Origin of the sequence: Citrobacter sp. Cpo037 (assembly GCF_030332945.1) — a bacterium.
Lineage (GTDB): Bacteria > Pseudomonadota > Gammaproteobacteria > Enterobacterales > Enterobacteriaceae > Citrobacter > Citrobacter portucalensis.
The window spans coordinates 1-19,790 of record NZ_JAOWGW010000014.1; the positions used below are offsets into that span (position 1 = coordinate 1).

Below are 19,790 nucleotides of genomic sequence, written 5' to 3' on the forward strand. Positions count from 1 at the left end.
GCTCATGATGTCCCTCTGGGATGCGCTCCGGATGAATATGATGATCTCATATCAGGAACTTGTTCGCACCTTCCCTAAGTACTGCAGCATCGAGAGCAAACGTATTGATCGACAACTCAAAGATCGTTTTGATGCTTCATTGACGCGTCTTGCAAGGACGAATATCAGTTTCATAAAGCAAATACCCGGTACAGACGATCACATTACGATAAACATGCACCTGGTAGAATCAACGTATTTGGGGTCCGCCTGGAAACGGAAATTATCCCACGTTAAGCCTGTTTTTTGTACAGAAAAATTTAGCCGTGAATAACAATTAGATGGCACCATACTAAAAAACTACAGAAAGAGAATACTAAGGAAGATCACAGGAAGAGGAAAAAGTTAAAAAATCCCCGGCATAAATGCGGGGGATTTGTGTATAAGAGGCAGTCCTGTGGGAGAGGGCTAGGGTGAAGTCAACTCAGCCTGTTCCTGTAATATCTGCATTGCCTTCTGATAGCTCATTTCCTTACGGAACAACCCGGCGGTACCCAGGATAAACATATCCACATCCGCGGCCAGCTCTCTGACAATTGCGGGTGAGATAGCGCCATCGATGGCGATTTTTGCTTCGCTGTATTGTTCCCTCAGCATCTTGCGCAGCCTACGGGTCTTATCGATCGTGTTGTGAATAAACGGCTGGCCGGCAAAGCCAGGATTGACCGACATCACTAACACGACATCAACCACATCCAGTACCTCACTCAGGCTGCTCAAAGGCGTCCCAGGATTGATGGCCACGCCAGCCTTGACGCCACGCTGGCGAATATTGCTCAAGGTACGGTGCAGGTGTGTCGGGGCTTCAGCGTGCACATAGATAATGTTACAACCCAGATCGGCAAACTTGTCGATATACGCGTCCGGGTTGCTCATCATCAGATGGGCGTCATAAGGGATCTTCGCCAGCTTAGCGACGGCCTTAATATCCTCCGGCCCCAGCGCCAGATTAGGGACAAAATGGCCGTCCATAATGTCGATATGGAACATGGCTGCTCCAGCCGCTTCCAGTTCGGCCAGCTCTTCGCCAAGGCGGGAGAAGTCAACGCACATCAATGAGGGGCAGAATGCATTGTTCATGGAAGAGTCTCCAGAACGGCTATCATTTCAACACGTTTCTGGTGGCGATCCCCTTCGAACTCAGCGTTAAGCCACTCATCGACGATCATCTTCGCCAGCTCGGCACCGATGACCCTGGAGCCGAAGGCCAGAATATTGGTGTTATTGTGCAGACGGGACAGCTTGGCCGAGTAAGGCTCGCTGCATACCACTGCGCGGATGCCGTTGACCTTGTTGGCAGCAATCGAAATACCGATGCCCGAACCACAGATGAGGATGCCAAGATCGGCCTCTTGCGAGACTACTGCGTCGGCAACGGCTTTGGCATACAGCGGATAGTCGGTACGCTGCTCTCCATGAGCGCCTTTATCGATCACGGTGATCCCTTTCGCCTCCAGGTGTTCGGCAATGGTGGGTTTTAAAATGATCCCTACATGGTCACAGCCAATGGCAATTTTCATCGTTTATCCTCTGTTGTCGCTGCCGGTCTGGCAGCAACAAATTCACAGTAATGCGTTGGTAATGGGATGTTGGTTTACTAAGCGTCTTGCAGACAGTCTTCCAGATTGGATTTAATCAACGTGACTTGCGGGCCATAAATCACCTGGATGCCTTTGCCCCGGCGGATCACACCGCGTGCCCCTGAGCTTTTAAGCAGGCTATCGTCCACCAGATTTTCATCGGCGACGGTGATCCGCAGCCGCGTGGCGCAGCAGTCGATATTAGTGATGTTGGCTTTGCCACCCAGACCGGCAACAATCAAATCGGAAACCTGATCGCCTTGCTGGCCGTTGGCTTTGGCAGCCTCAACGTCTTTACGGGTATAGAGCTTGGTTTCCTGGCCTTCGTCTTCACGCCCTGGTGTTTTGAAGTTGAGGTGCAGGATCAGGAAGCGGAAGCTGAAGTAGTAAATCGGGAACAGTGGAATACCGATCAGGATGGCATTCAGCCAATGGGTCTTGACATTGCCTTGCAGTACGCCGAACAACACGAAGTCAATCAGGCTTCCGGAGAAGGTTTGCCCAACACCGACGTTGAAGATGTGACAGAGCATGAACGACAGACCCGCCAGCACGCAGTGCAGTACATACAGCAACGGTGCAGCGAACAGGAATGAAAACTCGATAGGTTCGGTGATCCCGGTCAACACGGCGGTCAGGGTGGCCGACAGCAGCAGGCCAAGCACCAGTTTACGGTGTTCCAGTTTGGCACAATGGTAGATAGCCAGTGCGGCCCCAGGGATGCCGAATAGATAGAACGGGAACTTACCGGCCATAAAACGGGTAGCTTCTACCGAGAACTCTTTGGTGTTCGGGCTAGCCAATTCGGCAAAGAAGATATTTTGTGCACCAGAGACCGAGATACCGTCGATGATTTCGGTTCCGCCCAGCCCGGTTTGCCAGAATGGCATGTAGAACACGTGGTGCAGGCCGAAGGGGATCAGTGCCCGTTCGATAAAGCCGTAGATAAAGGTACCGGCATAGCCTGCCCGGTTAACCAACGCGCCGAGATGCATGATCCCTTCCTGTATCGTTGGCCAGATATAGAACATCAGGATGCCCACACCCACATAGGTCAATGCGGTAACGATAGGTACAAACCGAGTGCCACCGAAAAATGAGAACGTTGCTGGCAGCTCGATTCGATAAAAACGGTTGTGCAGCGCGGCAACACCCAGGCCAACCAGAACTCCGCCGAACACGCCCATCTGTAGAGACTTGATCCCCACGCTCATGCCCAGCGAACCATCAGGTAACGCGCCAGGGGCCAATAACTCGTTGAGTTGCAGCATGGCATTAATGGTAGCGTGCATGGCAAAGAAGCCGACTGCACCGGAGATGGCGGCGACCTGTTTCTCTTTGGTAGCCATACCCATCGCGACGCCGATGGCAAACAGCATCGGCAGATTGGAGAAGACGACGCTACCGGCACTTTTCATTACGGTGAGTAATGCGTGAAGTACCGTGCCGTCACCCAACAGGGATTGCAGGCCATAGGATTCGATGGTGGTGGCGTTGGTGAATGATGCGCCAATGCCCAACAGCAACCCGGCGACGGGGAGCAGAGCGATGGGCAGCATAAAAGAGTGCCCAATACGCTGAAGAATACCGAAGAATGACGATTTCATAGTTTTCCCTTAAATCAGATCGGGTATTGCATAGTGGTTTTTTCCCGGAGCAATCGAGGCTTCATCCTGAATCAGAATGACATAGACTTCACAGTACGAATTATTAATGTGAAGTATATGTCATTGCAATAGACCGAAGAGATCGACTTCACATAAATTAAAACATTTGTGAACAAAAGATTATTCCCATCACTGGTGTGTAGTACTTGATGGATTGGGGGCTGGATAAAGCGAGTGATCGACAATGCTGATATCTTTATCGGATGTCAGGATTTTACAATATGGATAATGATTGTGAATTTATTGCTTTGAATGGCCAGATAGGGATTCATGTCCCGCTGGGGGCTGTGGTAAACTACTGGCGAACATCGACATAAACTGCGGGGGGATAAATGGCAAATCAGCGCGAAGTGTTACCGGATACCGAAAATGCACTGGCCATCGGGGCCAAGATCAAGATGTCGCTCTCTTCGCTGAATCCGACTGAGCGCAGTATCGTTGAGTGGTTGATCACCAAAGGAAACATCACAAAAAATACCGGACTGCGTGAAGTTGCGGGGTGTCTTGATGTTTCTGAACCCTTGATCGTCAAGGTTGCCAAAAAAATCGGTTATTCCGGTTTTCGCGAGTTGCGCGGCGCGTTGGTGAGTTATTTCAACTTTCTGCCCTATGAGAAAGAGGAAGAGATCACGGCCGACGATAATCTGGATACCGTGCTGGATAAGGTATTCAGTAACAGCATTCAGGTGCTGAAGGAGGCGCAATCGGTGGCAGATACCCAGGTGATTGGGCAGGCAGCCGGCCTGATTTATCGCGCCAGACGGGTGATGATACTGGGGGTAGGTGGTTCGGCATCGGTATGCCTGGATTTTGAGCATAAGCTCCTGCGTATCGGCATCATCAGCCACAGCTATAGCGATTTCCACCTGATGTTGATGGTCGCCAGTCAGCTGGACGAGCAGGATGTGGTGATCGTGATTTCTCAATCAGGGGAGACAAGGGAACTGCTGAATGCGGTAGAGATTGCCAATGAGCGGCAGGCCAAGGTGATTTGCATTACCAACGATAATGCCTCGCCGCTGTCGCAGAATTCGGATTTGTCGATCTTTAGTCCGGCCATGAGTGGGCCGCTGTTGGGGCAAAATGCGGTGGCGCGGATCATTCAGCTCAACCTGCTGGATACACTGTTTATCGCGATCTTGTTGCAGGACTATCAAGGGAACAAGCAGCGATTGGAGCGTGGCATTCAGGTCGTGGAACCGTTGCACGGCAAGAAAAGTTAGCTGACCCCTGTCATCATTTCATTTCATTCCCGCCCCTGGACGATCGACTACCGCAAACCGGGCTACCAGCGCCGGCTCGAAAGCCATTCACTTGCTGTTCCTGAGGTTCAGCAGCTGATTAGAAAAGAAAATATCCCTCATTTTTCATGCGACATCACAGATATTCGGGGGATTTCGGCCTCGAAATCTATGGATCATGATCTCCGGGACATCGATGAGTTTCCTGTACTGAGATGCCGTGAGCTGGCTGAACCTGTGACTGAAGAGCACCTGCGAAAAAATATGCGTCACTGGGAATTACGGCTCGACCGGATGCTGTTTGCTGAATATCCGTGGGCAGAGCGGAGACTTTACTGGCTGAACGACGGTGGCTCACACCATTTTGGCGCTGCCCGCTATCAGGCACGCCGCCTGGGCATTGCGGTTCCGCTTACCGGCAGACTCTGTCGCTACGGTGTAAATGTGCCGATGATCTCCGCTATACGTCAGCAATGGCATCTGTTTGCTATTCCGGCAGATGAACTCTTCGGCTGCTTTTTCGACGCCATGAATGCCTTTGAATGCCCGTTTGGTAATTCCGGTTTGCCGCGTCACATGCATGATACGGATAAGTCAGGCGTTGATCTCAAACTGGTCTGGCTTGAACGTTGCCATCCCAGAGCCAGTGCTGTTGCTGATGTACTTTCAGCCGCAGGCTTTCCTGATTTCGGGAAGCAGCTCCAGCAACTGGCCAAAGAACCTTCGCCACGTTGAATAAGCCTGATTTATTTTCACTGACTTATGTGATTAATGCTAATGTACGCATACATTAGCATTAATCATGCATTTAATCCCCTGCGCCTTTCTGTCTGTTCTGATTTTTCCGGTAGTCCTGCTTCAATCTCCCGATATTCTTCATGACTGTCTGCCAGTGGTCGTCTGCCTGCTGCCGGTAGCGTTCGGCAACGGCAGCAATAATGTCAGGATCACTGTCATGGCTGCGGTGCATGCGTCCCTTCTGGCCAAAGATATCAACAATAATATTCTGGCTGCCCTGCCTGTCGAAAAGATGAGCGCACAGGCGCTTTACAACCAGCGGAGTATAGTCCAGCCCGGCCTCATCAGCGATCTGGAAGAAGAAGTACAGCATCTCATACGTTTTGTAGCGCTTGACGGCCGCACTGAGTCTGGCGGCCCGTTGTGGTGCTTCCCAGGTGTCATCCCTGTAGTTACGCAGTTCTGCCCTGCAGGATGCACTGAGTAAGGAACAGGCACAACACAAAGCCACACGGGAAGACCTGCAGAAACGACTGGAGCAAATTTCTGCCGAAGCTAATGCGCGTACAGAAGAACTGAAGTCTGAACGCGATAAAGTCAATTCTCTCCTTACCCGTCTTGAATCGCAGGAAAATGCGCTGGCCGCAGAACGTCAGCAGCATCAGGCCACCCGCGAGACACTGCAGCAGCGCCTCGAGCAGGCCGTCGCTGATGCACAGGCGCGCGCCGGGGAGCTTGCGCTTGAGCGTGACAGAGTCAGCAGCCTCACCGCAAGGCTGGAATCGCAGGAAAAAGCCTCCTCGGAGCAACTGGTGCGAATGGGCAGTGAAATAGCCAGTCTGACAGATCGCTGCACGCAGCTGGAAAACCAGCGTGATGATGCCCGTCTGGAGACGATGGGGGAGAAAGAAACGGTCGCGGCACTGCGCGGTGAGGCTGAAGCCCTGAAGCGTCAGAACCAGTCACTGATGGCGGCGCTTTCAGGCAATAAACAGACCGGTGACCAGAATGCGTGATGATGACAATTCAGACGCCTGTGATGAAGCGCCCCGGGCGGAGGAAAAATGCTACACCAGAGGGCGGCTTCGGGATGAGTTCAGGATGAAGCCAGCCCCCGGTGTGGAACCGGTCAGAATGTACAAAAGTCCTTACGGCGGGAAATACGGCGTATGGCGGCTGGCTGACTGCGTCCCGATGCGGGCGAAACGCCCTCAGACAGAAAAACAGCGGCAGGCCAGCGCACGTCTGGGCCTGCAGGCCCGGATGAAGAGTGAGTGTGGCAGGTTCGCCATGCTGGCACATACCTGGTTAGCGCTGGACCCCGTCTTCCTCGATACCGAAACAACCGGACTTGATGCCGGCGCGCAGGCGCTGGAAATCGGTCTGGTGAATGCCCGCGGTGAGAGGATATTTGAGACCCGCCTTAAACCCACTGTCGGCATCGATCCGGCAGCAGCTGCAGTACACGGTATCAGTGACGATGATCTGGTCAGTGCGCCATCGTGGCCCGATATTGCGCAGCAGCTGCAGCACCATATCGGCCGGCGCCCGCTGGTTATTTTCAATGCTGAGTTTGATACGCGCATTCTGAAGCAGACAGCGGCAGCGCATAACGACCGTGCCAGCTGGCTGGACTCTCTGACGGTGTACTGCGCCATGCGACTTGCAGCGGGGTATTACGGCCCCACCAATCGCTACGGTACCATATCGCTTTCCGGCGCTGTCAGTCAGGCTGGGCTGAGCTGGGCCGGGGAGGCACACTCCGCCGTCACTGACGCAGTTATGACGGCTCGGGTGGTAAACAATATTGCCGGATACTGGCGTGAGATCCAGTGTGAAATGAATGATGGCGCAGGGAGATAACGCTGCTCTCTGGCTGGTCAGACAGCTGCAGGTATTAATTCAGGAGTCTGGAATGGAAAATATGATGAAAACTATGCGTGAGCATTTTCCCACGAGAACAGTGGTGATCGAGCAGTCTCTGGATATGTTTGGCGTCAAACGAAATGAGGACGGGACGTTACTCTTCCCCCGTCACTCCGATAAACGTTTTCCCATTGCACGTATCCGTAAGCGACTGGCGGCTTATGGCTGGCGAGGCGAACGTCTGAATAAGGAGGTAGCGCGTATCGTCGCGGGCCCTGATATTTACGCTGAGAGAAATGAATACAGCATTATTTTCCCTTACGGATGGGAGAAGAAGCAGCTGACGCGTGAGATGCGGCGAATGTTTCCCCGTAAGACGGGCCGACGTGTGCTGATTATGCTGGATGAATTACATCATTTTTCTGACTTGCGGGAGAAGCCGTGACGCTGACAGAAAAATCGGGCCATCTGGCATGGTGTGCCCTGGTGGCGCTTGCGCTGGCCAGGCAGGAGGGTGGCGTTCTCTCGCCGGCACAGGAAAATCTCTTTCTCATCCGCTGGCTGGCGACTGCGCTGAAGCAACGGCGTTTCCCCCGGGAGATAAATCCGGACATCGAGTGGCTGTTGAAACAGAGGCGCCAGCTGGGCGTCAGCGCGAAGCTGGCCAGCAAGCTGAATTACCTCTGGCGTTCCTGCACCGGCGAGTTGTCCGAGCAGAACGACCTGTTCCGGCTGACGTATGCTCTGGAAACAGCGAAAGATATGCACTGGAACTACCGTCTGCTGAGCGATCGGGAATGGTCAGGCCGAAATGCTGTGGCGCTCAGTGCGGGCGTGAACGGCATTTATCTCTCACGGGCCAACCTCGATGTCGCTTTTGACGACAGCGGCCGACAGATAAATCCGCTTACAGCACGTCTGACGGGTAACGTAGTGGGGGTGATGAAGGTGTTTAATCGCTGTGGCTGGCAGGCAGAGCCTGAGTCTGGTGCCTCCCTGCCCCACCAGTATTCTCTGATGGCCGGACAGGGAGTGCCAGGAAAGGGGGATTAGTGGCGGATCTGCGCTAGTTCGTCTTCAGTCAGACCGGTCATTTTCATGACGGTATTGCGGTCAATTCCGTTCTGCAGCATGGTTCGTGCAATTTTAAGGGTGGCTTCGCGCTCGCCTTTTTCAATACCGCGTTGTTCACCTAACTGCAGGCCCTGCTGCAGACCCTGCTGCAGGCCCTTCTCGATGCCAATCTGTTCAAGCTGTTGTGCGATGGTCATCAGTTCATCCTCGTGTTGCGGCAGACGCTCTGCCAGCGCCCGCATAAATTCAGGTGCAGGCGCTTCACCTGCATTTACCATGTAGTTTATCAGAACGCGCACCTGTTCGGGGGAAATCCATTCCACCATTACCCGGGGTAGCCTGTCCAGCAGTTCCATCATGTCCCGCTGGCGGATATGTTTCATCAGCAGGGTCAGTGCGGCCATCCGTCTGTGGTTCATTATCTCATCATCATCGATGACGGTGACATCAACCAGCGGGAATCCTGTCGTGTATACTTTTCCGGCCTGTTCCGGGTTACTGAAACAATCCAGCCAGTTCGTGGAGAACGGGTACGGACTCCGGCTGCCGTGGTAAAACAGAACCGGGATGACCAGCGGCAGTTTTTTATGACCCGCTTCAAGATGACGTTGCATGGCGGCGACAGCATATCTGAGCTGACGAAAGGCCATATTTTTATCCGCCGAACTCTGGTGTTCCAGAAGCAGATGGATGTACCCGTCATCGCCGGTGGTGGTTTTCATGCTCCAGAGAATGTCGCTGGCGTACTGACGTAAGTCGTCCTCAACGAAGGTACCGGACTCCAGCTTCAGCGTGGTCAAATCGCACAGCGCGCGTAATTCAGCCGGGAGATGTAACATCATGAAGTCACGGGCGACATCGGGATTCGCCAGGAACTGGCGAAATGTCGCGTCATGGGGTGTGGGTGTACCTGGTTTCTTCTTCATCAGTCCTGGGCTCTGAAAAATGACCCGGAGATGTTATCACAGCCCGGGAAAAGCTAATATTGGCGGTGAACGGAATTGCCATTCCTTCAGGGGACCGTTCCGGGGTGGTTCGGTCCCCTTCCTAAACCATCTTTACTCATCATCAATTACTGCCTTAGCAACTTTCTTCCCTCTCTCAGATATTCTAAAGCCTCTTCTCTCCGTCCTTCTGTGGCAGCTGTATATAATGTCGCGATACCGCTGACAGCCTGATGGTGGGTTATACTGCCTTTACTGAAATCATCCAGAACAGTACAAAGGAATTCCTCCAACAACTCCTGTTCTCTTTGAGATATTCTTTCAGCCATATTCGCTCCATAAGCTTAATTGTTTGTTCTGAACCTAACGTGAATAAGTATCGTCAATCAGTATCCTGCTTATGATTGCCGTTACAGACCCTGATTACTGTCATCTTTGATACGCCAGCCAGGCGGGCTGTTTCACGCAGTGATTTTCCGTGGGCCAGACGCAGAGTACGTATCAGTTCATGTTTCTGTGCATCGGCCACCCTGCCCCGGTATTTTCCTTCAGTTTTCGCTTTACAGATTCCCTCTGCCTGGCGACGTCGACGGTCTTCGTAGTCTTTTCTGGCAATAGCGGCGAGCATATCCAGCATCATGCCATTTACGGCCTTCAGCATGCTTCGGGTGAAGTCATCACTTACTGTGCTGGATAGCGCCAGATGGCTGGTTGGTAAATCAAGACTGACGATGGCCAGCTGCTTGTCGGTGATTTGCTTTCTGAGTGTCTCCCAGCCTGTATCATCCAGTCGAGTAAGCCTGTCGACCTGTTCAATGAGAATCACATCACCAGGTTCCGCATCACCAAGAAGCCTGATCAGTTCAGGACGGTTCATTGTCGTACCGGAGACATTGTCGATATACCAGCCAGCAATACGGTGGCCATTTTGGTTTGCAAATGCCTTCAGTGCATTTTTTGCCCGGCTGGCATTCTGCTCTGAAGTGGATGCCCGGAGGTAACCAAAAACGAACATATTTTGTCCTTCTGGTAACTTTTAAGTGGTCTTGCTTATGATGGTATCACTTATGTGGTAACAATAATATTCGCCGGTATTTTTTCGGGTGGTATATATAGAGCATACCCCAATGTGACAGGCTGACGCGCCCACGGAGCTTGTCCAACCCCTCGCCTGCTCAGATGCAAGCTCTGAACAGACTCACGGTTTTTTCTTTGAGTACAGCCTCAGTTGTCTTTTTGAGCTACGTGATAGGTAGGTATTAACGTACAATAATTTAATGTCGTATCATTATATGTTGTACGTTATTATTTATTGTGTACAATGGCGTGAGCTTCTACGCCATCAATGTGCAAGGATTCCATCTTTAGGGGACAAAAATGAAACGCGATTACGGTAGTGTGGGTACCATAGCTCTTAGAGCAAGCGCTTTACTTCAGGCTATGAGTAGGGATATTGAGGAACAAAGGAAAGAATTTAATCTGACAGATTATCATCAGACATATACTCGTAACGCTGTCGCAAAACTACCAAAGCTGAGCCGGCGTATCGTAGAACTGGCCATGAAAGAAATGGAAGAAGACGGCTATATATTTAATAAAAAGCAGATTGGTAACGTCGAACAATATGCTCTGACGATAAAGAATGTTATCGATATCTACGCCCACCGACAGATACCTAAATATCGCGATATCCATAAAGAACCCTACGTTATTTTCGTTGTAAACCTTAAAGGTGGTGTATCAAAAACAGTCAGTACAGTTACTCTTGCACATGCGTTGCGTGTACATCAGGACCTGCTGCGGCATGATCTTCGCATCCTTGTAATAGACCTCGACCCACAGGCCTCCAGTACTATGTTCCTGGATCACACCCATAGCATTGGTACAGTCCTTGAAACAGCTGCTCAGGCAATGCTGAATGATCTCGATGTTGAAACATTGCGAGAAGCAGTTATTCGCCCCACCATTATTCCTGGTGTTGATGTCATCCCTGCTTCTATTGATGACGGCTTTGTGGCGAGCCAGTGGGAGTCTTTAGTAGCAGAACATTTACCAGGACTTAAACCTTCTGAAGTCCTCAGGAAAACAATTATTGACCGTATCGCTGGTGACTATGATTTTGTCTTCATAGATACTGGCCCCCATCTTGATCCGTTCCTTCTGAATGGTCTGGCAGCGAGTGATTTGCTTCTGACCCCTACTCCACCGGCACAGGTTGATTTCCATTCAACCCTTAAATATCTGACACGTTTGCCTGAAATGCTGGAGCGTCTTGAAGACGAAGGTGTGGAACCACGCCTGAGCGCGAGTATCGGTTTCATGTCAAAAATGACTAATAAGCGTGATCACGAAACTTCGCATAGCCTGGCCCGCGAAGTGTATGCAAGTAATATTCTGGACTCGTCACTGCCACGTTTGGATGGATTCGAACGATGTGGTGAATCTTTTGACACTATTATTAGTGCTAACCCTGTTTCATACCCTGGTAGTGCTGAAGCGTTGAAAAAGGCACGTACTGAAGCAGAACGGTTTACGAAAGCAGTTTTTGACCGCATTGAATACATCCGGGGAGAGTCTAAATGAAAAAGGTTTTAGCTCGTGGGCGAGTTCTCGGTAATAGCAATTCAGAGTTTGCCCGTATGCTTGAAGGTGACGGAGATGTCAAAACGTTTACTCTTAAATCCGGCAAGCAGGCCAAATTTGTCAAAACGGTTGTATTAAGCGGAGAGATTGAATCAAAGACGTTCGTTGATGCATCGGTCAATGGACGAGATCAGGCTATGCTTACGCGTGAGTCCGTTAGTGATATTTCCCGGACGATAAAGCTGCAGCAATTCTTCCCGGCTATTGGACGGGAGGTTAATGGACGAATTGAGATATTAGATGGGACCCGACGCCGTGCCGCCTGCATATTTAATAACGTTAAATTCGAAATCCTAGTAACTAAAGATGATATATCACTCGCCGATGCACGGCAGTTAGCGCAAGATATCCAGACAGCTAGAGAACATAGCCTTCGAGAGTTGGGGAAACGACTTGAAGTCACCTATGGAACTAGCATGACGAAAGAAGAGATTGCGTTGAAAGAGAATCTCTCTCCGGCGAAAGTGACTCGCGCGTTTCAGGCCGCAGCAGTGCCAGATGAAATGGTTGCAGTATTCCCGGTGATAAATGATATTTCTTTGTCGGATTATCAGTTTTTGCTAAAACTGGCTGAAGAAGCAAACAACAAGCAAACATCCGTAACAGAACTGATGGAAAAAGTTCAACATCGGTTGAAGACCATGCCAGATTATCCGGCAATTGATAAAAGCAAAATTCTGGCGGCTATCAGGGTTGAGAGCAAATCGTTGACAACCCGCCCTACCAGAACGGTTCAAACTGAGAAGCTGAGAGAATTTTCAGATCGCAATCAGTTTGCCAGAAAGAAAACTGATTCAAAGAAGCGACTGGTTGTTTATGAGTTTTCCCGCATTTCCGCTGAGGCACAGTCGGAGATTGATGATGCAATAAAACGTATTCTGAAAAGACTTCCTGAGTCAAGTGAGTAAGGGAAAAGGATGCCGGAGAGCATCCTTTTTTTATGTTTTTCACCATGCCGATTTCAATGTTATTATTATGATTGTAAAGGAAAATTTTAAATTCTTTCACACTGAAATCACCAAGTTTTTCAACCTTTTCGTGACTCATAATTTCGCTACTGGCAGTTCAGACCAGCGAGTTGTATAGGCCGGTGAAAGCATCTCCCGTTTCATTTGCCACTCAGGTGCGATACCTCGTCCCGCAAACCATACTTTCCCCAGACCGGAATGGTTAATACCGTCCATGACTTTCATCAGCTGATTACTGTTGCTTCGGGGCTGAGTATCATCGAACAGGTTCAACTGCGAAACCCCGGTAGGAGTGAAATCATTGAGCATGCAACCCGCTTTTGCATATCGATGGCCATTCACCCAGATCCGATCCAGTGCTTTCACCGCTGCGGCTATGATGTCCCTGGTATCCTGCGTGGGAGTCATCAACTTCTCACTGGCCACATTCCCGTAATACGGTTCGTTCACCGCGAACGGTGACGTCTTCACAAATACAGCAATGTGCCTGCAGAACTGTCGCTCGCCGCGCAGTTTTTCAGCTGCACGCTCAGCATACTGACAAACTGCCTGGCGCATGGCTTCATACGTCGTGACACGCTCCCCAAAGGACCGGCTGCAGACAATCTGCTGTTTTGGCGGCGGCGCTTCTTCAAGCGAAATACAGCTTTCTCCGTTGAGTTCACGGACGGTTCTCTCCAGCACAACGCTGAAATTCTTCCTGATAAATACAGGGTTCGCGCGCGCCAGCTGCAGTGCCGTAGTGATGCCCATCGTATTAAGCGTTTTTGAGATCCTGCGACCTACTCCCCAGATTTCTTCCACCGGCTGTCGTGAGAGCAGTTTATCCGTTCGCTTTGGATTGCCTGAAGTCAGAGCAAGCACGCCCCCAAACTGCCGCCATTCCTTAGACGCCCATTGTGCGCTTTTAGCCAGCGTTTTGGTCGGCCCCATCCCGACGCCGATTGTCAGCCCCGTACCGGAGCGCACGTGCTCGCGCAGCTGCCGGCCGAAGTCCTCATAATTGATGCAGCTGTCTATACCGCGGATATCCAGAAACATCTCGTCGATGCTGTACTGCTCCACGCGCGGCGCCAGTTCTTCGAGATGAGACATAACTCTGTTCGACATAGACGCATAGAGCTCGTAATTGCACGAGAACGTGATGACCGGCTCCGGGAATTGTGCCGTCTTCAGCTGGAACCAGGGGACGCCCATTTTAATACCCAGCCGTTTCGCTTCGGCACTGCGCGCGATGACGCAGCCATCATTGTTACTGAGCACCACAACGGGCCTGTTACGCAGGTCCGGACGAAATACTTTCTCACAGCTGGCGTAGAAGCTGTTGACGTCAGCCAAAGCGAACATCAATTCGTACCCCGCGTCTTATGTATGAATGCCATCACCACGCCGAATATCTGCAGTTCTTCCGGATAAAGAGTGGGGTAGGCGGGATTCATCGGCAGCAGGGCGATACGGGGTTTAAGCTGCAGGCGCTTAACGGTGAATTCGCCATCTGTTTCCGCGATGACAATATCCCCCTGCATGGGTTTTTCAGCTTTGTCGACAACCATGAGATCGCCGGAGTGCAGGCCCATATCTTTCATCGAATCGCCAATGGCCCGGACAAAGTAGGTCGCGCTGGGGCGACGGATACAGTAGGCGTTCAGATCCAGTTCGTCTTCGGTATAGTCCGCGGCCGGTGACGGAAAACCAGCCGGACAGCGCTCTGTGAAAAGTGGTGCGGTGGACAGTGCTGGCTCTGATGCGGGAGTGACAAAAAGGATCATGGCATACCTCTTAAAATACCTGTTTTTACATACAGTGTTATTTAAGATATTTCCCGTCCTGCAAGGAGAATTTTTCCTGTTCCTGCCAGGTTATTGTTCTGGCAGATAAAACAGGCAGTGGGTTATCCACAGAAACGGTGCATAACCCTGTGAGTCGATGCCGGGTATCTCACCGTCTGCTAAGTCAGTGGCTCTATAAGTTCCCGGCCCTGGTTCCCGGGATTGCCAACAGCCCGGCTGACGGGGTGCCATGTGAAATCTTCGGCGGGAAGACTGCCCTCACGGGCAATGTCTTCCGCCTCTTTACCGGTTGTGTTTTCGCTGAGCCATTTACGTGCGGCATCCGGTGAGTACACGAGTGGTCGCCGGTCGTGAATGTCCAGCAGTTCCTCATCCGCAGCGGCCGTGACGATCAGGAATCCTTCCTGGTCATTGCCGTTCTCAAAAGGTGGTTTCCCGATGGCAGCGAGCAGGAGCGGATTTCCGTCCTTACGGTAAATGAAAAACGGCTGTTTCACGCCGTTTTGCTGTTTCCACTCAAACCAGCCGTCAGCAAAAACAATGGCCCGTCCGTGCTCCCAGAGTGGCCTGAACATCCGGCTGCCGGCCGCAGTTTCACTTCTGGCGTTGATGAGAGCGGGCTTGTTCCACCACTCCGGCGCATAACCCCAGTGAACAGGATCAAGATGCAGCTGCGAGCGGCGTTCACTCAGCAGTAATACACGGGTTCCGGGCGCAACGTTGTAGCGGCCGACGGGCTCCGGATCATACGGGATGTCCCGTTCTGCTTCTTCTCCGAGAAAGGCCAGGTACTCCTCGCGGGAGTTGTACTGCGTAAACCGACCGCACATTATCGTTTCTCCGGTGTAGATTTCGCATGCGAAATCTGTGTTTTCATCAGTTCAGAAAATAGGCCGTTTTTCAGGTTCCTGCCATCGTGTGGCCGCCGTGCCGCTACTGTAGCCGAGCCGCTTCGAATGCAAGGGTTCGCTCTGCCGGTGTCCTCACCCGGTCGCAGTTTATTTCAAAGGCTTTACCCGCTGTCTTCCCGTCGTTTTCCGTCTCAATTTTCGCCGTCAAACCGTCCAGCCAGCGTGGGCTTTTTCACTGCGCTGCGGCTTGCGGCACCGCCCCTGCATTCTCCACTTTTCGCCCGGCTGTCGTATCGGCACGGCGTAACTGGCGCCGCTTTGAGAAAGGAGAACTACTATGTCCCGATTTATCCAGGGTAATTGCGTCCATATCATGTCCGGCTTTCCGGATAATGCTGTCGATTTCATTCTCACCGACCCGCCATATCTCGTCGGTTTTCGTGACCGTCAGGGGCGTACCATCGCCGGCGATAAAACTGATGAATGGCTGCAACCCGCCTGCCATGAGATGTATCGCGTGCTGAAAAAAGACGCGCTGATGGTGAGCTTCTACGGCTGGAACCGCGTCGATCGCTTTATGGCCGCCTGGAAAAATGCGGGATTCAGCGTTGTCGGCCACCTGGTGTTTACCAAAACCTACACATCGAAGGCCGCATATGTGGGCTATCGCCACGAATGCGCCTACATCCTTGCAAAAGGCCGTCCGCCCCTGCCGCAAAACCCGTTGAATGACGTAATTGCGTGGAAATATTCAGGCAACCGGCACCACCCGACCGAAAAACCCGTAACCAGCCTGCAACCGTTGATTGAGTCCTTCACACATCCCGGCGCGATTGTGCTCGACCCCTTTGCCGGCAGTGGCTCCACCTGCGTGGCCGCCCTCCAGGCTGGCCGTCGTTACATCGGTATTGAATTGCTTGAGCAGTATCACCGGGCCGGACAGCAGCGTCTGGCCGCCGTCCGGCGCGCCATGCAGTACCCGGCCGCTAACGACGAGTTCCCGGAGGCCGCGTAATGAACTATGCAGGACACGAAAAACTCCGCGCAGAAGTGGCGGAAGTCGCCAACAGCATGTGTGACCTGCGGGCGACGCTGAACGGGATGGAGCACCGCTATCGCTTTGACTCTGATGTGCTGGCCGAACGCCTGACCCGTCAGACCCTTTTTCGCATCAATGCCCTGTTTATGGCGGCATACAACGAAATGCTTGAGCTGGATGCCTGCTTTAAGGACTAAGGAGAAAAACATGTACGGAACCTGTGAAACCCTCTGCCGCTTGTTGCGTGAGCAGTATCCCGCAGAAACCCCTTTGAACCTCATTGTCTGGTCCCCGGCGGATATCGAAGCACTGGCCGACGGAATGGAATATGCCGTTTCGGAGCAGGACACAAGGGCGGTACTGGCGCGTATGGACGCCATTCCGGAGGAACAACGGCTTGAGTCGGGCGTGTCTGCCGGTGCGGTGATGGATCTGATTGAACAGGTGAAAGAGGCCGTTCCGGCGGTGATGGTGCCGGCGGACCTGCTTGAAACCCTGCTGACCACTGCCGAACAGGCGTTATGGCACAGAGAATGGACCGCCCGTGACTGCAATCATCCGGTCCCGGAAAGCGTTACCCGTCGCCTGGCTGATGCGGCGAAAGTTCGCGCCTTACTGAAAAAATGAAATCAACACGCCGCCCGGGCGGCGTGTACTGACCCCGTTCAGAGGAACCCATTATGCAGGAAACCACCACGTTAAACGCCCTTGTTATGCGCCGTGCGCGCGATTTGATTGCTGATTATGGATGGCCTGACCATACCGATGTTGATCAGCGTGATCCGGTCAATAAACCGGGCTGGATAAGCATTTATGTCCGTCTGGATGCGGCAAATATTGTTCATCTGCTGCCTTTGCTTTGTACCGGTGACGTACCCGCAGATCTGCAAAGTGCCATGACAAAAATATCCGGGACGCCAGCGCAGATTATTTTATCCGGCAGCCGCTATGCCGACGCGCCGCAGCTTCCGGAGGACGGAACACAGATAGCTTTCCCCTGGGCCGGGGAATGGCTGACGGAGCCGGAGATTCAGGCTGTAACGGATTGCCTGTCCCGCGCCGTGCGGGATGTATCCCGGCAGGTATGGGAGGATGCGCGCCGGATAAAGGCGGCACTGAACACGCGCGGGGAAACGCTGTTTTATCGCCAGACCCGAAACTTCCGTCTGGTTGTGAAGGAAAATGATATGCCCTGCTGGCTGGACGATGATGACAATTTGCCGGTGGTGCTCGATGCCATCCTGAACAAAGGGGCACGCTACAGTAGCGTCGAGTTCTTTGTTATCAGCGACAAAGTGGATCAAATCCTGGCATGTGGCCAGATGTGCGATGTGCTGCGTATTCCGGGCGAGCCTCCGCGCCGGTGGATGGATTTAACCCTGTTACATGAGGTCATGGCAGAAGCGCGTGCAGAAATCAGTCTTGTCCGCAATGCCCTGTCAGCAATCCGGCCAGTTTAGCGAACAGCAGGGGGCGGCGGCCCCCTGAATCTGGCACGAAGGATAAGGATGTCGCCGGCTCCGCTTTTACGGCTCTTCCTCCACGTTGTTCCGGCTTCGCGTTGAGTAACGTCCCGTGCGGCCTGCGGCAAACGCCGTGCCTCTACTATAGCCGGGCCGCGGCTGATGCAAGGGAAGCGTAAACGCCGTCACCTTCACCCGGTCGCAGTTTATTTCATACGTTATCCGCCGTCTTCCCGTCGTTTTCCGGCTCAATTTTCGCCGTCAAACCGTCCAGCCAGCTCCTGCTTTTTTACTGCGCTGCGGCTTCGGTGACGCCCTTGCATCCTCCGCTTTTCGCCCGGCTGTCGTGTCGGCACGGCGTAAGCCGGAACTCAGACGACATCGACTATGGAGGATTTTTTATGCGCACTACAACCACCACACCGGCTGTTTACGTGGGCACGTATCACAAATACAACTGCGGCAGCATTTTCGGCAAATGGTTTGATCTGACGGAGTTTAACGGCAGGGAAGATTTTTACGAGGCCTGTCAGGCACTGCATGCCGATGAATGGGATGCCGAGTTTATGTTCCAGGACTGGGAGGGCATTCCGTCGCAGTTCGTCTCTGAATGCTCCATTGACTGGGATTTTATCGCCGCTTACAAACGCGCCGAAGAAGAGGGCAGGGAAGCCGCTTTTATCGCCTGGGCGGAGTATACCGGCGAATGTGACTATGACGCGTTTGATGATGCGTACCGCGGCGAGGCGGAAAGCGAGGAAGACTATGCGCGGGAGATGGTGGAGGACAACGGCCTGTTAAATGAGGTGCCGGAGCCGTTGCGCAGCTATTTCGATTTTGAAGCCTGGGCGCGTGACCTGTTCAGCAGCGGTTATGTGTTCCATGACGGCTATGTCTTCAGCAACTGATTAATGTCCGGCGGGGAAACCCGCCGGTTAAGGAGAAAACGTATGAAACTTGCACCGGAAACCCGCGAGATCCTGCGACAGTACAAAGCCCTGATTAATGCCCGCCGACGTGATGCCGGTCAGCGGGAACTGACCACCGCGCAGGTGATGGATGAAATCTGCGAATACATGACCTGTCAGTGTGCCGTGTACATCGGCGGTCATTTCATCTTACAGGGTGGAAAAGGCCAGTAAGTATGATGGCAGGCGTCCGGGCCGGAGGGCGCCTGTCAGCCCGCGCGAAAAACCGGGCAGGCTGCGCCTGCCGGAGAGAAACTTCGCCGCGCCTCCGGCGCCGCGCACTCTCCTCTCCGTTGTCAGTCGCTGTTGCCCGGGAATGCGCGTATTATCAGGGATATCTTCCTGTAAAGCAGACCGGTGAAGCATATGTCGAAGTGGAATATCGCCTCTTTCTCAAAAGATGATCAGGATAAGGTCTCAGTCGATAAAGCCGCCGCTGCCGTTGCCTGGCAGGAAAGGATGAACAAGCCTGTTGTGCCTGAGCTTGTTGAACGGGAACAGCCTGAACATCTTCGCCAGTATTTTCGTGAACGGCTTGACGTTCATCGGCAGAACAGTCAGCAGCTGCCGCGCGCAAATGCGCCCGAATATAATAAACCCGGAGATGAGCAGCAGAAGTGATTCTTATAGTCAGTGTGTCCAGGGAGGAAATTTTATGCGTATGTCTCTGATGTTTGCGGCCGTGACTCTTTTAACCGGTATTAACCTGTTGTTTATTCCGTTTCAGCCTGTACCGGCTCTATGGGGGGGAATCTTGGCCGTTGCTTTTATCCTGATTAATGTCGCGGCGGATAAACTGCGTCTCTGGAGTGGCGTTGCATGGATTATCGTTGCCGGCATCGGTGATGCTGCCAACTTACTGATTTAGTGTATGATGGTGTTTTTGAGGTGCTCCAGTGGCTTCTGTTTCTATCAGCTG

General features: G+C 52.5%; 24 protein-coding genes and 3 pseudogenes. 17 read left to right on the forward strand and 10 right to left on the reverse strand.

Going from position 1 to position 19,790, the window contains the following annotated elements; genetic code table 11:
• A pseudogene (locus OGX94_RS00860) lies at nucleotides 1-313 on the forward strand (hypothetical protein); the annotation flags it as partial.
• Between the two features lie 134 nt (nucleotides 314-447).
• Here OGX94_RS00860 and rpe read toward each other — a convergent pair.
• The 3 genes from rpe to OGX94_RS00875 form a co-directional block, all read right to left on the reverse strand.
• Entirely contained in the window at nucleotides 448-1,119 is a 672-nt protein-coding gene (gene rpe, locus OGX94_RS00865; protein ID WP_047721798.1) for a ribulose-phosphate 3-epimerase, read from the reverse strand.
• Complete coding sequence (rpiB, locus tag OGX94_RS00870) at nucleotides 1,116-1,559, reverse strand: ribose 5-phosphate isomerase B (protein WP_040219247.1); 444 nt, start codon at nucleotides 1,557-1,559, stop codon at nucleotides 1,116-1,118. The genes rpe and rpiB overlap by 4 nt, the downstream gene beginning before the upstream one ends.
• Before the next feature lie 77 nt (nucleotides 1,560-1,636).
• Complete coding sequence (locus OGX94_RS00875) at nucleotides 1,637-3,226, reverse strand: PTS transporter subunit EIIC (protein ID WP_040219244.1); 1,590 nt, start codon at nucleotides 3,224-3,226, stop codon at nucleotides 1,637-1,639.
• Between the two features lie 392 nt (nucleotides 3,227-3,618).
• On the opposite strand from OGX94_RS00875, the gene OGX94_RS00880 reads away from it, so the two are divergent.
• Both OGX94_RS00880 and OGX94_RS00885 read left to right on the forward strand, forming a co-directional pair.
• Complete coding sequence (locus OGX94_RS00880) at nucleotides 3,619-4,509, forward strand: SIS domain-containing protein (protein ID WP_040219243.1); 891 nt, start codon at nucleotides 3,619-3,621, stop codon at nucleotides 4,507-4,509.
• Between the two features lie 189 nt (nucleotides 4,510-4,698).
• Nucleotides 4,699-5,262: a DUF6685 family protein gene (locus OGX94_RS00885; protein ID WP_052954190.1), complete on the forward strand. Its 564-nt coding sequence runs from the start codon at nucleotides 4,699-4,701 to the stop codon at nucleotides 5,260-5,262.
• A gap of 73 nt (nucleotides 5,263-5,335) precedes the next feature.
• On the opposite strand, the gene OGX94_RS00890 is transcribed toward OGX94_RS00885, so the two are convergent.
• Entirely contained in the window at nucleotides 5,336-5,776 is a 441-nt protein-coding gene (locus OGX94_RS00890) for a hypothetical protein (RefSeq protein WP_064754782.1), read from the reverse strand.
• Here OGX94_RS00890 and OGX94_RS00895 point away from each other — a divergent pair.
• The 4 genes and pseudogenes from OGX94_RS00895 to OGX94_RS00915 form a co-directional block, all read left to right on the forward strand.
• Nucleotides 5,721-6,281: pseudogene (locus OGX94_RS00895) on the forward strand (DNA-binding protein); the annotation flags it as partial. The gene OGX94_RS00890 and the pseudogene OGX94_RS00895 overlap by 56 nt on opposite strands.
• Nucleotides 6,274-7,128 carry a 3'-5' exonuclease gene (locus OGX94_RS24905; protein ID WP_040219240.1) on the forward strand — a complete coding sequence of 285 codons (855 nt, stop codon included), beginning with the start codon at nucleotides 6,274-6,276 and terminating at the stop codon, nucleotides 7,126-7,128. The pseudogene OGX94_RS00895 and the gene OGX94_RS24905, both read left to right, overlap by 8 nt.
• Before the next feature lie 52 nt (nucleotides 7,129-7,180).
• A complete protein-coding gene (locus tag OGX94_RS00910; protein WP_040219261.1) occupies nucleotides 7,181-7,576 on the forward strand; it encodes a hypothetical protein in 396 nt (131 codons plus the stop codon).
• Nucleotides 7,573-8,184: a DUF2913 family protein gene (locus OGX94_RS00915; protein ID WP_015493086.1), complete on the forward strand. Its 612-nt coding sequence runs from the start codon at nucleotides 7,573-7,575 to the stop codon at nucleotides 8,182-8,184. Before OGX94_RS00910 ends, OGX94_RS00915 begins: the two co-directional genes overlap by 4 nt.
• Here the strand turns inward: OGX94_RS00915 and OGX94_RS00920 are convergent.
• The 3 genes from OGX94_RS00920 to OGX94_RS00930 form a co-directional block, all read right to left on the reverse strand.
• Nucleotides 8,181-9,131, reverse strand: coding sequence for an Rpn family recombination-promoting nuclease/putative transposase (locus tag OGX94_RS00920; protein WP_040219234.1), 951 nt, complete (start codon nucleotides 9,129-9,131; stop codon nucleotides 8,181-8,183). The genes OGX94_RS00915 and OGX94_RS00920 overlap by 4 nt on opposite strands.
• A 146-nt stretch (nucleotides 9,132-9,277) precedes the next feature.
• A complete protein-coding gene (locus OGX94_RS00925) occupies nucleotides 9,278-9,478 on the reverse strand; it encodes a hypothetical protein (RefSeq protein ID WP_040219232.1) in 201 nt (66 codons plus the stop codon).
• A gap of 53 nt (nucleotides 9,479-9,531) precedes the next feature.
• Nucleotides 9,532-10,164: a recombinase family protein gene (locus tag OGX94_RS00930; RefSeq protein ID WP_286568506.1), complete on the reverse strand. Its 633-nt coding sequence runs from the start codon at nucleotides 10,162-10,164 to the stop codon at nucleotides 9,532-9,534.
• 362 nt (nucleotides 10,165-10,526) lie between these two features.
• On the opposite strand from OGX94_RS00930, the gene OGX94_RS00935 reads away from it, so the two are divergent.
• Both OGX94_RS00935 and OGX94_RS00940 read left to right on the forward strand, forming a co-directional pair.
• Nucleotides 10,527-11,732, forward strand: coding sequence for an AAA family ATPase (locus OGX94_RS00935; protein WP_015493083.1), 1,206 nt, complete (start codon nucleotides 10,527-10,529; stop codon nucleotides 11,730-11,732).
• On the forward strand, nucleotides 11,729-12,700 hold the full coding sequence (locus OGX94_RS00940) for a ParB family protein (protein ID WP_016479949.1): 972 nt from the start codon (nucleotides 11,729-11,731) through the stop codon (nucleotides 12,698-12,700). The genes OGX94_RS00935 and OGX94_RS00940 overlap by 4 nt, the downstream gene beginning before the upstream one ends.
• A gap of 135 nt (nucleotides 12,701-12,835) precedes the next feature.
• Here the strand turns inward: OGX94_RS00940 and OGX94_RS00945 are convergent, their stop codons facing one another.
• From OGX94_RS00945 to OGX94_RS00955, 3 genes are all read right to left on the reverse strand, one after another.
• Nucleotides 12,836-14,107 carry a Y-family DNA polymerase gene (locus OGX94_RS00945; RefSeq protein ID WP_015493081.1) on the reverse strand — a complete coding sequence of 424 codons (1,272 nt, stop codon included), beginning with the start codon at nucleotides 14,105-14,107 and terminating at the stop codon, nucleotides 12,836-12,838.
• Nucleotides 14,107-14,529: a translesion error-prone DNA polymerase V autoproteolytic subunit gene (umuD, locus tag OGX94_RS00950; protein WP_015493080.1), complete on the reverse strand. Its 423-nt coding sequence runs from the start codon at nucleotides 14,527-14,529 to the stop codon at nucleotides 14,107-14,109. Before umuD ends, OGX94_RS00945 begins: the two co-directional genes overlap by 1 nt.
• 179 nt (nucleotides 14,530-14,708) lie before the next feature.
• Nucleotides 14,709-15,380 carry an SOS response-associated peptidase family protein gene (locus tag OGX94_RS00955; protein WP_015493079.1) on the reverse strand — a complete coding sequence of 224 codons (672 nt, stop codon included), beginning with the start codon at nucleotides 15,378-15,380 and terminating at the stop codon, nucleotides 14,709-14,711.
• 358 nt (nucleotides 15,381-15,738) lie between these two features.
• Here OGX94_RS00955 and OGX94_RS00960 point away from each other — a divergent pair, with 358 nt between their 5' ends.
• From OGX94_RS00960 to OGX94_RS00995, 8 genes and pseudogenes are all read left to right on the forward strand, one after another.
• Nucleotides 15,739-16,416, forward strand: a complete 678-nt coding sequence (locus OGX94_RS00960; protein ID WP_002211749.1) for a DNA methylase — start codon at nucleotides 15,739-15,741, stop codon at nucleotides 16,414-16,416.
• On the forward strand, nucleotides 16,416-16,637 hold the full coding sequence (locus tag OGX94_RS00965) for a YubE family protein (protein WP_015493077.1): 222 nt from the start codon (nucleotides 16,416-16,418) through the stop codon (nucleotides 16,635-16,637). The genes OGX94_RS00960 and OGX94_RS00965 overlap by 1 nt, the downstream gene beginning before the upstream one ends.
• Nucleotides 16,638-16,647: 10 nt before the next feature.
• Complete coding sequence (locus OGX94_RS00970) at nucleotides 16,648-17,067, forward strand: DUF1380 family protein (RefSeq protein WP_015493076.1); 420 nt, start codon at nucleotides 16,648-16,650, stop codon at nucleotides 17,065-17,067.
• 53 nt (nucleotides 17,068-17,120) lie between these two features.
• Nucleotides 17,121-17,900, forward strand: a complete 780-nt coding sequence (locus OGX94_RS00975) for a YubG family protein (protein ID WP_015493075.1) — start codon at nucleotides 17,121-17,123, stop codon at nucleotides 17,898-17,900.
• Nucleotides 17,901-18,304: 404 nt separating this feature from the next.
• Nucleotides 18,305-18,811 (forward strand): antirestriction protein ArdA, encoded by a 507-nt coding sequence (locus tag OGX94_RS00980; protein ID WP_008324195.1) that lies wholly within the window; start codon nucleotides 18,305-18,307, stop codon nucleotides 18,809-18,811.
• Between the two features lie 42 nt (nucleotides 18,812-18,853).
• Nucleotides 18,854-19,045 (forward strand): hypothetical protein, encoded by a 192-nt coding sequence (locus OGX94_RS00985; RefSeq protein ID WP_015493073.1) that lies wholly within the window; start codon nucleotides 18,854-18,856, stop codon nucleotides 19,043-19,045.
• 192 nt (nucleotides 19,046-19,237) lie between these two features.
• Nucleotides 19,238-19,492, forward strand: a complete 255-nt coding sequence (locus tag OGX94_RS00990; protein ID WP_008324193.1) for a DNA polymerase III subunit theta — start codon at nucleotides 19,238-19,240, stop codon at nucleotides 19,490-19,492.
• 34 nt (nucleotides 19,493-19,526) lie between these two features.
• Nucleotides 19,527-19,712 (forward strand): annotated as a pseudogene (locus OGX94_RS00995) (hypothetical protein); the annotation flags it as partial.
• Nucleotides 19,713-19,790: the final 78 nt, after the last annotated feature.

What these genes read in the sequence shown, in the direction of transcription:
- rpe (WP_047721798.1), bottom strand. Translation starts at nt 1,119, where the DNA reads ATGAACAATGCATTCTGCCCCTCATTGATGTGCGTTGACTTCTCCCGC.
- rpiB (WP_040219247.1), bottom strand. Translation starts at nt 1,559, where the DNA reads ATGAAAATTGCCATTGGCTGTGACCATGTAGGGATCATTTTAAAACCC.
- OGX94_RS00875 (WP_040219244.1), bottom strand. Translation starts at nt 3,226, where the DNA reads ATGAAATCGTCATTCTTCGGTATTCTTCAGCGTATTGGGCACTCTTTT.
- OGX94_RS00880 (WP_040219243.1), top strand. Translation starts at nt 3,619, where the DNA reads ATGGCAAATCAGCGCGAAGTGTTACCGGATACCGAAAATGCACTGGCC.
- OGX94_RS00885 (WP_052954190.1), top strand. Translation starts at nt 4,699, where the DNA reads ATGGATCATGATCTCCGGGACATCGATGAGTTTCCTGTACTGAGATGC.
- OGX94_RS24905 (WP_040219240.1), top strand. Translation starts at nt 6,274, where the DNA reads ATGCGTGATGATGACAATTCAGACGCCTGTGATGAAGCGCCCCGGGCG.
- OGX94_RS00910 (WP_040219261.1), top strand. Translation starts at nt 7,181, where the DNA reads ATGGAAAATATGATGAAAACTATGCGTGAGCATTTTCCCACGAGAACA.
- OGX94_RS00920 (WP_040219234.1), bottom strand. Translation starts at nt 9,131, where the DNA reads ATGAAGAAGAAACCAGGTACACCCACACCCCATGACGCGACATTTCGC.
- OGX94_RS00925 (WP_040219232.1), bottom strand. Translation starts at nt 9,478, where the DNA reads ATGGCTGAAAGAATATCTCAAAGAGAACAGGAGTTGTTGGAGGAATTC.
- OGX94_RS00930 (WP_286568506.1), bottom strand. Translation starts at nt 10,164, where the DNA reads ATGTTCGTTTTTGGTTACCTCCGGGCATCCACTTCAGAGCAGAATGCC.
- OGX94_RS00935 (WP_015493083.1), top strand. Translation starts at nt 10,527, where the DNA reads ATGAAACGCGATTACGGTAGTGTGGGTACCATAGCTCTTAGAGCAAGC.
- OGX94_RS00940 (WP_016479949.1), top strand. Translation starts at nt 11,729, where the DNA reads ATGAAAAAGGTTTTAGCTCGTGGGCGAGTTCTCGGTAATAGCAATTCA.
- OGX94_RS00945 (WP_015493081.1), bottom strand. Translation starts at nt 14,107, where the DNA reads ATGTTCGCTTTGGCTGACGTCAACAGCTTCTACGCCAGCTGTGAGAAA.
- umuD (WP_015493080.1), bottom strand. Translation starts at nt 14,529, where the DNA reads ATGATCCTTTTTGTCACTCCCGCATCAGAGCCAGCACTGTCCACCGCA.
- OGX94_RS00955 (WP_015493079.1), bottom strand. Translation starts at nt 15,380, where the DNA reads ATGTGCGGTCGGTTTACGCAGTACAACTCCCGCGAGGAGTACCTGGCC.
- OGX94_RS00960 (WP_002211749.1), top strand. Translation starts at nt 15,739, where the DNA reads ATGTCCCGATTTATCCAGGGTAATTGCGTCCATATCATGTCCGGCTTT.
- OGX94_RS00965 (WP_015493077.1), top strand. Translation starts at nt 16,416, where the DNA reads ATGAACTATGCAGGACACGAAAAACTCCGCGCAGAAGTGGCGGAAGTC.
- OGX94_RS00970 (WP_015493076.1), top strand. Translation starts at nt 16,648, where the DNA reads ATGTACGGAACCTGTGAAACCCTCTGCCGCTTGTTGCGTGAGCAGTAT.
- OGX94_RS00975 (WP_015493075.1), top strand. Translation starts at nt 17,121, where the DNA reads ATGCAGGAAACCACCACGTTAAACGCCCTTGTTATGCGCCGTGCGCGC.
- OGX94_RS00980 (WP_008324195.1), top strand. Translation starts at nt 18,305, where the DNA reads ATGCGCACTACAACCACCACACCGGCTGTTTACGTGGGCACGTATCAC.
- OGX94_RS00985 (WP_015493073.1), top strand. Translation starts at nt 18,854, where the DNA reads ATGAAACTTGCACCGGAAACCCGCGAGATCCTGCGACAGTACAAAGCC.
- OGX94_RS00990 (WP_008324193.1), top strand. Translation starts at nt 19,238, where the DNA reads ATGTCGAAGTGGAATATCGCCTCTTTCTCAAAAGATGATCAGGATAAG.